This window comes from Pseudomonas sp. KUIN-1 (genome assembly GCF_009176725.1).
Taxonomy (GTDB): domain Bacteria; phylum Pseudomonadota; class Gammaproteobacteria; order Pseudomonadales; family Pseudomonadaceae; genus Aquipseudomonas; species Aquipseudomonas fragariae.
The window spans coordinates 1,953,354-1,964,835 of the sequence record NZ_AP020337.1 but is presented as its reverse complement, the minus strand read 5'-3'; the positions used below and the strand labels follow the sequence as shown (position 1 = coordinate 1,964,835).

Annotated in this window: 7 protein-coding genes and 2 pseudogenes; 7 read left to right on the top strand and 2 right to left on the bottom strand. The window is 59.5% G+C overall.

The genetic code is table 11. The features are described from left to right. Nucleotides 1-210: pseudogene (locus KUIN1_RS27465) on the bottom strand (hypothetical protein); the annotation flags it as partial. Between the two features lie 425 nt (nt 211-635). Between KUIN1_RS27465 and KUIN1_RS09305 the strand changes: the two are divergent. Beyond that, nucleotides 636-884, top strand: coding sequence for a hypothetical protein (locus KUIN1_RS09305; RefSeq protein ID WP_003404424.1), 249 nt, complete (start codon nt 636-638; stop codon nt 882-884). Nucleotides 885-943: 59 nt separating this feature from the next. Further along, nucleotides 944-3,634 carry a beta-glucosidase gene (locus tag KUIN1_RS09300; protein WP_003404425.1) on the top strand — a complete coding sequence of 897 codons (2,691 nt, stop codon included), beginning with the start codon at nt 944-946 and terminating at the stop codon, nt 3,632-3,634. A 58-nt stretch (nt 3,635-3,692) separates the two neighbouring features. Here KUIN1_RS09300 and KUIN1_RS09295 read toward each other — a convergent pair whose 3' ends face one another. Continuing rightward, nucleotides 3,693-4,331, bottom strand: coding sequence for a TetR/AcrR family transcriptional regulator (locus KUIN1_RS09295; RefSeq protein ID WP_024651272.1), 639 nt, complete (start codon nt 4,329-4,331; stop codon nt 3,693-3,695). Nucleotides 4,332-4,843: 512 nt separating this feature from the next. On the opposite strand from KUIN1_RS09295, the gene KUIN1_RS09285 reads away from it, so the two are divergent. The 5 genes and pseudogenes from KUIN1_RS09285 (at nt 4,844) to KUIN1_RS09270 (ending at nt 11,341) form a co-directional block, all read left to right on the top strand. After that, nucleotides 4,844-7,714: a PAS domain-containing hybrid sensor histidine kinase/response regulator gene (locus KUIN1_RS09285; RefSeq protein WP_116886292.1), complete on the top strand. Its 2,871-nt coding sequence runs from the start codon at nt 4,844-4,846 to the stop codon at nt 7,712-7,714. A 105-nt stretch (nt 7,715-7,819) separates the two neighbouring features. After that, the gene (locus KUIN1_RS09280) at nt 7,820-8,428 is read left to right on the top strand and encodes a TetR/AcrR family transcriptional regulator (protein WP_010429686.1); all 609 of its coding nucleotides are present in this window, start codon (nt 7,820-7,822) and stop codon (nt 8,426-8,428) included. 252 nt (nt 8,429-8,680) lie between these two features. Beyond that, nucleotides 8,681-9,556: pseudogene (locus KUIN1_RS28570) on the top strand (cache domain-containing protein); the annotation flags it as partial. A 123-nt stretch (nt 9,557-9,679) separates the two neighbouring features. Next, nucleotides 9,680-10,414 (top strand): methyl-accepting chemotaxis protein, encoded by a 735-nt coding sequence (locus KUIN1_RS28565; RefSeq protein WP_428842016.1) that lies wholly within the window; start codon nt 9,680-9,682, stop codon nt 10,412-10,414. 105 nt (nt 10,415-10,519) lie between these two features. Then, complete coding sequence (locus KUIN1_RS09270; protein WP_003315245.1) at nt 10,520-11,341, top strand: aldo/keto reductase; 822 nt, start codon at nt 10,520-10,522, stop codon at nt 11,339-11,341. Nucleotides 11,342-11,482: the final 141 nt, after the last annotated feature.

Sequence of the window (11,482 nt, the reverse complement as noted above, 5' to 3'; positions counted from 1 at the left end):
CTACCGGGCATGCTCGGTAGCAGCGTGGTTATCTGAGCGTTTACGCACCGCCTCCAGACCAAACGCCTTCGCCATCCCGCCTGCCCCTTTGGGCGTCAGATACAGTGCTCTGGAATCCAGATGTCGACTTACCCACCCACGCTTGAGCATCAGTTCCAGCAGCGCCGCCGATGTGAGGAGACACTCACTCCAGTCCAGACAGGCGTAGGCATTCTTCGGTGGCGTCAGGACTTTATTCGACGGGCCTGACAGCGACGTGATGATACTGACACTCACTGCCAGTATTCAGGCGTCAGCAATACTTGCGCTCATCAGCACGCGACCCATGTAAAACCATCTAAACCCAAAAAACAGAGTGATCACTCTGCTTTTTAAAAAGAAGATTAATTTCTTTAAAAACACAAAAACCAGAAAAATATTGCCTATTAAAGTTATATTTTGAAATTAAAGCAATACTAAAACCAAATAGCTGCCATTGAATTTTACCCAACCTCAACTATATAAAATTACATTCGTGTATTTTACCTTTCAGCAATTTTCTGTTTGTCACGCACGCCTTGAATGAACTGTCAGCGGCCCTGAGCTGCTGACTTGCCTGTCTGCCTGTTTCATATTTCTGTTTGGAGATTCTCCCGATGGCCAGCCCCCTGCTGCCTGTTGTTGCCACTTTACTGATGTCCCTTGCCGCCCTCCCGGTGTCTGCCGCTGACGGGCAGAACCCGCTGCCATCCACGTCGAGCGAGCGCCGCGCAGAGGTCGACGCCCAGCGTGAGCAGATCACGGGTGCCGACGTTGCCGTACAGAAAACGCCCAACGGCGCGCAAACGGTGGTGGATGCACCGATCGACACTGCTGACGCCCCTGCCGGCAATGAAGACCACTGAGTGACCCACTGACTGCAACCGATCAATCAATGAATGACGTAAGGAATAACTCCGTGTCCATGATCAAACAAGGCCTGGGCCTGAGCCTGTTGGCGCTCGGTATCGCCCAGGCAGGCAGCGTATTCGCTGTCACGCCGATGACCGGCAATGAAGTGGAAGCGCGCGTAGGCGCGATGCTGGACAACATGACGCAATCGGAAAAAATCAATTTTTCGCGCGTTGACGACGGCCGCATGATTCCCAAGCTGGACAAGTTCAACCTGCAAGGCACGGTCGCCTATGACTCGGCCATGGGCGTACTGGTCGGCGGCAAGACGTTCGGTGCGCAGTACCCTTCGCCGTCAGCACTCGCAGCCACCTGGAGCATCAATCGCGCCAAGGAATTCGGTCTGGCCATCGGCTACGAAACCCGCATCGCGGGTGGGCAGCAGATGCTGTCACCAGCCATCAACCTGTACCGCACGCCGTTCAACGGCCGGGCGGCTGAGTACATGAGCGGCGAAGATCCGTTTCTCGGCGCAGTACTGGCACCAGCCGTCACCAACGGTATCCAGGTTCAAGGCGTCCAGGCGGCCGCCAAGCATTACCTGATGAACGAGCAGGAAGCGAACCGTCATTATCTGGATGTGAAGATAGACGAACGAGCGATGCAGGAGCTGTACCTGCCGGGCTTCGAATCGCTGGTCAAGAACTCGAATATCGCCTCGATCATGTGCGGCTACAACAAGATCAACGGCGAATACGCGTGTGAAAACCATCACCTCATCACCGATATCCTCAAAGGCCAGTGGGGCTTTCAGGGTAACGTCATGAGCGATTTCAACTCGGTTCAGGACGCCTTCAAAGGCGCCTGGGCCGGCACCGATATCGACATGCCCAGCGGCCTTCAGTTTACCGAAGCCAAACTGCTGCCTTATGTCTGGAACGGTCAGCTGCACCAGAACGTAATCGACGACAAGGTGCGCAGGAACCTGAGAGCGCTGGTCAGCTACGGTTTTGACAAGGGGATCAACAAGGCGCAGCCACTGGAGCATCGTGAATACGGTCAACTGGCGGCCTTGAACGTGGCCAGAGAATCGATCGTCCTGCTGCGCAACGAGCCAGTGGACGGGCAGAAACCTCTACTGCCGTTGCCGAGAAACGCGAAGATCGCCGTCATTGGCGACATGGCCATGCAGCCGCCGACCGCGCCGTTCGGTACTGCCTATTCGGCGCCGGCCAGTTATGTCACCGAAGTGAGCGGACTCAAGCAACTGGCGTCTGACCCGTCCAACGTGGACTACCTGCCACAGATGAGCCTCAACCCTAAATCGTCGGTCTGGTATCAGCCAGGCAGTGACCAGCAGGCGATCAGCAATACCGGCGTAAAAGCCGAGTACTACGCCAACACCTCGCTGTCCGGCGACCCGGTGGCAACTCGCATCGAGCCGGGCGTCAACCTGGACTGGATTACCAACACCAACGTCACTGATTACGGCAGCAGCGCGGTCAACGGCTACAGCCCTTCAGCCGGTTCGTTCTCGGCCCGTTTCACTGGCAAGATCAAACCGACGATCACCGGGCCGCAGGTGTTCAAGGTCCGTGCGGACGGTGCCTATAAACTCTGGATCAACGATGAGCTGGTGCTTGAAGATGAAGGCGCGCAAGTCTCGTTCGACCTGATCCCAGTCGTGCCGCGCACCGTCAAGACACCGAATCTCAAGGCTGGCAGCGAATACAACGTGCGCCTCGAATACCGCCGGCTCAAGGGCAACTTCACTCCGGTACTGGGCGGCATGAACGGCGTACAGATGAGCTGGGCAGCGTTGCGACCACCGAAGAATCTGGGGGATTACGACGCTGTCGTGGTAGCCGCCGGCAATAACTTCGAATACGAGGGTGAGTCGCTCGATCGTCCGTTCGAACTGCCGCAATTCCAGTCCGAGCTGATCGGTTTCATTCAGAAAGCCAACCCGAAAACCATCGTGGTACTGCACGGTGGCGGTGGCATGGACATGCAGCCGTGGGCTGACAAGGTAGCCGCGTCTCTGCACGCCTGGTATCCAGGGCAACAGGGCGGTCAGGCACTGGCTGAAATACTGTTCGGCAAGGTCAATCCATCGGGCAAGCTGCCGATCACGCTGGACAAGAAGGCACAGGACAATCCGAGCTATGCGTCGTACTCGAACCCGGTGCCGTACTATTTCAGCAGCCCTAATCCGCCTGTCGAGATGAGCTACAGCGAAGGCCTGTACCTGGGCTATCGCGGTTACGACAAGAAGCACACCAAACCGCTCTACCCATTCGGTTTCGGGCTTTCGTATACCACCTATGCGTACAGCGATCTGAAGCTGTCGAGCAACGTGCTGGCACCGGGCGCGACCATTCAGGCGTCGTTCACGGTGACCAACACGGGTGACAAGGCCGGTTTTGAAGTGGCTCAGTTGTACGTGCAGCCTTCAAAGCCGCTGGTTGATCGTCCAGAGAAAGAGCTGAAGGGCTTTTCCAAGGTTTACCTGAAGCCTGGCGAAAGCAAGACCGTGACCATTGCGCTGGACTCGCGCTCGTTCGCGTACTACTCAGCCAACTCGGTGAGCTGGAACGTTGACCCTGGCAAGTTCAAGGTGCTGGTGGGCAAGGACTCGGAAAACCTGACGCTCGACCGCACGGTTGTAGCGCTGTACCCGGAGCAATTGACCACTCGCGACTCCAACCCGCTGCCGATCCCCCTGCGCAAGGCCGTACAGGTCAAGGCAGAACAGGCTTACTAAGCCAACGGCATCGGTGGTCGACAGGACCACCGATGCCTGCCTGGCAAACGCTCGCAGCTCAGCGTGCCGCCAGATCCCGCGCCAGTCGTTCGAGAAATCTGGCAAACCCCTCCTCTATCTGCACATCCCCTGGCGCTCGAAGCCATTGAATCTGCATGCCATCCATCATGGCGGCTATCTCAAGGCTGATCTGCCTTGCGTCGATATCCGCCCGAATTTCGCCTGCCTCGACCAGCAACTTCAGATGCGCCTGAAGATGGCCGTGCACAATCGCAAAACGCTCGCTGAACCAGCGGTGTGCAGGATGCGTGACCGACAGACTTTCAGTGTTGATGATCATCAGCGCCTGGCTGACCGCGGCGTCTTCGATACTGAAACTCATGACCTGCTTCAGAAACGACAGGAACCCCTGCAGAGAAGCGACCTGATCGGCATCCTGCAGCCGGCCGGCAATGTACTGGTCGCGATGTTCGAGAACAGCTTGCAGCAGCACCAGTTTGGTCGGGAAGTGGTGCAGCAGGCCGACCTGAGAGAGACCTGCCACCTTGGCAATGTTGGTCAGCGAGGCGCCGGCATACCCATCCCGAGCGAAAAGGGTCATGGCCGCCTTGATGATTTCGGCCTTGCGCACCTCGCCCTTGGGCAGGCGACGCTTGGTGGGTGCAGGAGTAGCGGAACTGTTTGCATCGATGGACATACGAAGGGCACGTTTCGCATAACGAAAGGGTAAATCCTAGCACGCGTTCCGAAGAACCCCGAAAAAAGGCTGACTCGAAAGCCCCACCCGCATCAGGTAATGAGCAATGTGTGCAGCCTGCAAACAAAGTTGTTACCCAGGCCTGACATTCTCTAAAGAAAGCCGCCCCCAGGCCGATGAATACCCGGGAAAATCGCTGCGCCTTTGAACATGTCCCCGGAACCGGCGCAGGACACAATGGCTGTTTTAAATTCTGATCCTTCGAAACCCGATTCGTCGGCAGGTGTCCACTGACGCAGCCACTGCGCTGCAGTCACGGCAGGACGTGAGCTCAGGCGCGGCAATGACTGTATGGTGGTCGCCATAGAAAGACGCCCATCAGGCACTGCCTGCCGAGGGAAAGCAGACCGTGCAAAGCAGGCCATCGGCAAGTTTCCGCCCATGCCAAACATAACGTGTGAGCGGGAGGCGCTCTGAAAGACCTGACAAGAGAAGAGCTGGAGGCGCAGATCGTGGACCTGCGCAGAATGCTTGAAGAAGCCGGCATCGACGCCGCAACGAATACCTGTCGACCCGCAGCCGTCGCCCGGGCGGCACGCCAGCGCGCAGTCTTTGACAGCGCGATGGATTTCGCCATGATCCTGACCGATGGCAACGGCATCATCACCGACTGGAACCCGGGCGCAGAGCAGGTTCTGGGCTGGACCCAGGAAGAGATGGTCGGTCAGAGCGCCAAGCGTTTCTTTACGCCCGAAGACCTGGCCAGCAACCGGGTCGAACATGAAATGCAGCTTGCGCTGAGCGTAGGCCGGGCGTCGGACGAGCGCTGGCACCTGCGCAAGGACGGTGAGCTGTTCTGGGCATCAGGCGAGATGATGCCGCTCTACGATGAGAACAATACCCACCTCGGTTTCGTGAAAATCCTGCGCGACCGTACCCGCGAGCATCTGGCCGGCCGCGCGACCGAAGAAGCCCAGGAACGTTACCGGCTGGCCGCCAAGGCGACCAATGACTCGATCTGGGACTGGGACTTTGCAACCAATCTGGTGCTCTGGAACGACGCGCTGGAAGAGGCTTACGGCCACCCGCTGGCAACGCTGGACAAGTCCGGTGACTGGTGGATGGGCCAGATCCATCCCGACGACCGCACCCGCGTATACAACTCCATTCATGCCGTGATCGACGGCAATGGCACTGCCTGGACAGACGAATACCGCTTTCGTCGTCTGGACGGGTCCTATGCCGACGTACTGGACCGCGGTCATGTGATACGCGATATCGACGGCCAGGCGGTGCGCATGATCGGCGCAATGCTCGACATGTCGCAGATGCGCAAGGCCGAGACGGCGCTGCGCCAGAGCGAAGAGCGCTCGAGGGCCATGCTGGAGACCATCGAAGCCGCATTCGCCATCATTCAGGTCAGGTTCGATGCCGATGACAGCCCGGTGGACTACCGCTTCATCGAGGCCAACCCTGCCTTTGAACGTCAGGCCGGTGTCGATTTGCGCGGCAAGTGGGTGACCGAGTTCGCGCCGGACCTGGAGCGGTTCTGGTTCGAAGCCTATGGCAACGTCGCCAAAACCGGCGAGCCTGCCAGCTTCGAGAACTATGCCAAGGCGTTCGAGCGCTGGTTCGAAGTCAAGGCGGTGCGTGTCGGTGAACCGGCTGATCGGCAGATTGCGGTGATCTTCAGCGATGTGACGGCGCGACGCGATGCCGAGGAGCGCTTGCGCACCAGCGAGGCCGTCGCACGCGAAAACATCGACCGCGTTCAGCTCGCCCTGGCCGCCGGTGCAATCATCGGCACCTGGCACTGGGACTTGCCGACCGATCGCTTTACCGTCGACGAAGCCTTCGCCAAGGCCTTCGGTCTGGACCCCGCGCTGGGCCGTGAAGGCCTGAGTCTGGAGCAAGTCATTGCCACTGTTCACCCGGAAGACAAGCAAGGCCTGATCACTGCGATCAATGCGGTCATCACCAACGGGCGTGTTTACGCCCACCAGTACCGCGTTCGTCGTACTGATGGCATCTACTACTGGATCGAAGCCAACGGCCGGGTCGACCGGGCCGAGGATGGCACGCCACTGAGCTTCCCCGGCGTGCTCATCAACGTTGACGAACGGCGCGCCGTGGCGGCAGAACGCGACCGTGCCACTGCCGCGCTGCGTGCCCTCAACGACACGCTTGAGCAACGCGTGGCAGCGCGCACCACCGAGCTCATGCAGGCCGAAGAGAAGCTGCGCCAGTCGCAGAAAATGGAAGCGGTCGGGCAACTGACCGGTGGCCTCGCCCACGACTTCAACAACCTGCTGGCAGGCATTTCCGGGGCTCTGGAACTGATGGGCACCCGGATCGAGCAAGGGCGCTGGGGCGAGGTCGACAAGTACATCGTGACGGCCCAGGGCGCGGCCAAACGTGCCGCGGCTCTGACGCACCGGCTGCTGGCCTTCTCTCGCCGCCAGACCCTGGACCCGCAGCCGACTGACGTGAACAGGCTGATGAAAGGCATGACCGACCTGATCCAGCGCACCGTCGGCCCCAGCATCGTGGTCGAGACCCTGGGTGCCACGGGGCTGTGGCCGACACTGGTCGACGCCAGCCAGCTGGAAAACGCGCTGCTGAACCTGTGCATCAACGCCCGCGATGCCATGCCGGACGGCGGACGCATCACCATCGAGGCGAGCAACCGCTGGATAGACGGCGATGTGGCACGCGCACACGATATGCCTGAGGGCCACTATCTGTCGCTGTGCGTCACCGATACCGGTACCGGCATGACGCCTGATGTCATCGCCAAGGCATTCGACCCGTTCTTCACCACCAAGCCCATTGGCCAGGGCACCGGGCTGGGTCTGTCGATGATTTACGGGTTCGCCAATCAGTCTGGCGGACGGGTGCGTATTCAGTCAGAGGTCGGCAAGGGAACCGCGATATCCCTGTACCTGCCTCGCTACGACGGCACTGCGGCCAGAGACGAAGGCGATGTGCACAAGGCACCGTTCGAGTTCACCCAGTCCGGGGAAACCATCCTGATCGTGGACGACGAACCCACGGTGCGCATGCTGCTCACCGACGCCCTCGGCGACCTGGGCTATACGCTGATCGAAGCCGCCGACAGCCTGGCTGGCCTCAAGCTGCTGCGTTCGGATGTGCATATCGACCTGCTCATCACTGACGTGGGTTTGCCGGGCGGCATGAACGGACGACAAATGGCCGATGCCGGACGCGAGGTCCGCCCGCATCTGAAAACCCTGTTCATCACCGGCTACGCGGAAAACGCCGCCATCGGTGACGAACAGCTCGGGCCAGGAATGCGCGTACTGACCAAGCCGTTTGCGATTGAAGCGTTGGCCGCCAGAGTCCAGGAACTGATGGGTGCCTGAGTAAACGGCCCGGTGCAACCCTGCCCCGGGCCGTCAACATTGAGCGCTGCGCAAACCCGGTGCTAACATGCGCGACCGCCATGCAGGCAAGGGAATAACCGGGTCATGAGCAGTATCCGCGAGCGCAACAAAGAACTCATCCTGCGCGCTGCCAGCGAGGAATTCGCCGACAAGGGCTTCGCCGCCAGCAAGACCAGCGATATCGCGGCCAAAGCCGGTGTCCCCAAGCCCAACGTCTATTACTACTTCAAATCCAAGGAAAACCTCTATCGCGAGGTGCTGGAAAGCATCATCGAGCCCATTCTGCGTGCGTCGACGCCCTTCAACCCCGAAGGCGTGCCTGCCGAAGTCCTCAGCCGCTATATCCGTTCGAAAATCCAGATTTCCCGTGATCTGCCCTTCGCCTCGAAAGTGTTCGCCAGCGAGATCATGCATGGCGCCCCGCACCTGACAGCGCAGCAGATCGAACAGCTCAATGGCCAGGCACGGCACAACATCGAATGCATCCAGGCCTGGATCGACAGCGGACAGATCGCCCCGCTCGATCCTCATCACCTGATGTTCACCATCTGGGCCGCGACCCAGACCTACGCCGATTTCGACTGGCAGATCGCAACGGTCACCGGCAAGGCAAAACTGCAGGATGCCGATTACGAGGCGGCCACCCGGACCATCCTCAGGCTGGTGCTCAAAGGCTGCGAGCCGGACCGCTGAACCCACCCTGCTTTCCTGCAGACGCAAAAAACCCGCCGAAGCGGGTGGTTTTGCAACATGACCATTCCGACATCCTGTCAGTAGCCTCCTGGCAATGGTCGATCCTCCCTGATCACTGCGGCGTTCCTTCGCTGCAGCTGTTGAATTGGATCCTACATTCACTGAGGGTCAGTCGATAGAGCCAATCGCGTCTGTTGCTGTAAGCCTTTCGCCATACCCGTGTACGCCGCTAAAAAGTGTGACCGACCGCTCATGTTTGGTCATTACGCGCCGAGATGCTTGAAAGGCCCTGAATCGCGCGCTGCGCGGATCAGAGTCATCAGAAGAAAAAAAATAATGCATGGGATGCCGATCATGAGTATGCGCAGTTTGTCCATCAGCCGCCGTCTGTGGCTGATTCTTGTCGTTTCAGTACTGATGCTCTTCGTCCTTTCGGCGACGCTGCTCAGGCAACTGCATAATGACCTGTATCAGGCCAAGGCCGAGAAAACCATGCATGTGGTGCAGACGGCCAGCGGCATCCTCTCCTTCTATCAAGGGCTTGAAGCCGCCGGCGGCATGACCCGCGAGGCTGCGCAACAGCAAGCCTTGAAAGAGATAAAGAGCCTGCGTTACAGCCAGAGCGACTACTTCTGGATCAACGACCTGCGCCCGGTGATGATCATGCACCCCACCAACGCCAAGCTCGAAGGCCAGGATCTATCGACCATCAAGGACCCGGACGGCTTTGCGGTGTTCAATGAAATGGTCACGCTGGTCAAAGCCCAGGGTGCCGGGATGGTCAATTATCGCTGGCCCAAGCCCGGTGCCAGCGAGCCGGTGAAAAAGACCTCCTACGTGCAGCTGTTTCAACCATGGGGCTGGATTCTGGGGTCCGGCGTTTACGTGGATGACGTAGCGGCGGAGTTCAAGACCCAACTGTGGAACGCCGGGATGTTCATCGCCGGCATCGTGCTGATCATGGTGTTGCTGCTGGTCACGATCGTACGCAGCATTGTGCGCCCTCTCAGAGCGGCGGTCGGTGCGATGGCCAGCATTGCCAGTGGCGAGAGCGATCTGACCCGCACGCTGGAAACCCACGGCAAGGATGAAATAACCGAGCTGGGTACGCACTTCAATGCCTTTGTCGCCAAGCTGCGCAATGTCGTCGGTCAGTTGCAGCACTCGGCTGTGGCGCTGGGCCAGGCCTCGACCGATCTGGGCAGCAACGCTGAACAGGCGCAGAGCCGCAGCGAGCAACAATCGCAACAGATGGACCTGGTTGCCACTGCGGTCAACGAAGTGACCTACGGCGTGCAGGACGTGGCCAAGAACGCTGAACATGCCGCCAGCGAAATGCGCGATGCCGAGTCGCAGGCACAGCAGGGGCAAATCAATATCGATAACAGCCTGCGCCAGATCGAACACCTCTCCAGCACCATCGGTCAGGCCGTGCAAGTGATGCAGAGCCTGGCCAGCGAGAGCACGCAGATCGGCAGCGTACTGGAAGTGATCAGTTCGATTGCCGAGCAGACCAACCTGCTGGCGCTGAATGCCGCCATCGAAGCCGCGCGTGCCGGCGAGCAGGGCCGCGGCTTTGCCGTAGTGGCCGACGAAGTGCGTCTGCTGGCCCAGCGCACGCAGAAATCGACCGCAGAAATCCAGTCAATGATCGAACGCCTGCAAAAGCATTCCGATGCAGCGGTCAAGGTGATCGGTGACAGCAGCCGCTCTTCGCAGTTGACCATCGAGCAGGCCAATCAGGCCGGCCAGAGCCTGACCTCCATCAGTCAGGCGCTGCGCAACCTCAACAGCCTGAATGCATCGATCGCCAGCGCCACCCTGCAGCAGACGCACGTGGTGGATGACATCAACCAGAATGTCACCCAGGCCGCGCAACTGTCCCAGAGCACCGCACTGGCCGCCGAACAATCGACTTCGGCCAGTCTGCACCTGCGCGGGTTGAGCGAAGAGTTGAACACCTTGCTGAAGCAGTTCCGGGTTTAAATCTGCATTGTGATTGGGGTGTCACGGAACCTCGTGCGCCTCTTGTTGCCTGAGACCTGCTTATTCAACCGCTCATTAGCTGCTTATTTAATTGCAGGGGGTCACATGCGCACACTGGAACTGGCAGGCAGAACCGTACCAGTGCTGGGTCAGGGCACCTGGCACATGGGTGAAAAAGGGCATCAGCGCTCGGCAGAAATCGCCGGCCTGTGCCTCGGTATCGAACAGGGCCTGACCCTGATCGACACCGCCGAGATGTACGCCGATGGCGCTGCCGAGGAAATCGTCGGGCAAGCCATTGCCGGACAGCGGGACAAGGTATTCGTGGTCAGCAAGGTCTACCCGCACAACGCCAGCCGCGCCGGTATTCCAACCGCGTGCGAGGCCAGCCTGCGGCGAATGAACACCGACTACATCGATCTGTACTTGCTGCACTGGCCAGGCCAGTACCCGCTGACCGAGACGGTCGAGGCATTCGAGCGTCTGCGTGAAGCGGGCAAAATCGGTGCCTGGGGGGTGTCCAACTTTGATGTGCCGGACATGATCGAGCTCAACAACCCGCGTTGTGCCACCAATCAGGTGCTCTACAACCCGGAGCAGCGCGGCATCGAGTTCGACCTGATGCTGTGGAGCGCAGACCGTCATCTGCCCTTGATGGCTTACTGCCCGATCGGCCAGGCTGGCGATCTGCTCTACCACCCTGCCCTGCACGAAATCGCCAAACGCCACGATGCAACACCGGCGCAGATTTCCCTGGCGTGGGTGCTTCGCCAGGACAACATGATCGCCATTCCCAAGGCGACCAACCCGGAACACATCCGTCTGAACATCGCTGCCGAGCAGATTCGTCTGACCGAGCGCGATCTGGCCGATATCGATCTGGCATGGCCTGCGCCGACTCGCAAGGTGCCACTGGCGATGGTCTGACCGCTGTCGAGGCGGTAGCGAGCTGTCGATTGACTGAACGGCTGCCCATGCAGTCGTTTCTCGATCTGGCGGATGTCACACCCGGCAACAAGCTGTCACAAATATGAAATAACGCCTTGTCATCATGCGGCCTTCGCCTCC

Coding starts and splice junctions, on each gene's coding strand:
- KUIN1_RS09305 (WP_003404424.1), top strand. CDS start 636: ATGGCCAGCCCCCTGCTGCCTGTTGTTGCCACTTTACTGATGTCCCTT.
- KUIN1_RS09300 (WP_003404425.1), top strand. CDS start 944: ATGATCAAACAAGGCCTGGGCCTGAGCCTGTTGGCGCTCGGTATCGCC.
- KUIN1_RS09295 (WP_024651272.1), bottom strand. CDS start 4,331: ATGTCCATCGATGCAAACAGTTCCGCTACTCCTGCACCCACCAAGCGT.
- KUIN1_RS09280 (WP_010429686.1), top strand. CDS start 7,820: ATGAGCAGTATCCGCGAGCGCAACAAAGAACTCATCCTGCGCGCTGCC.
- KUIN1_RS28565 (WP_428842016.1), top strand. CDS start 9,680: ATGGACCTGGTTGCCACTGCGGTCAACGAAGTGACCTACGGCGTGCAG.
- KUIN1_RS09270 (WP_003315245.1), top strand. CDS start 10,520: ATGCGCACACTGGAACTGGCAGGCAGAACCGTACCAGTGCTGGGTCAG.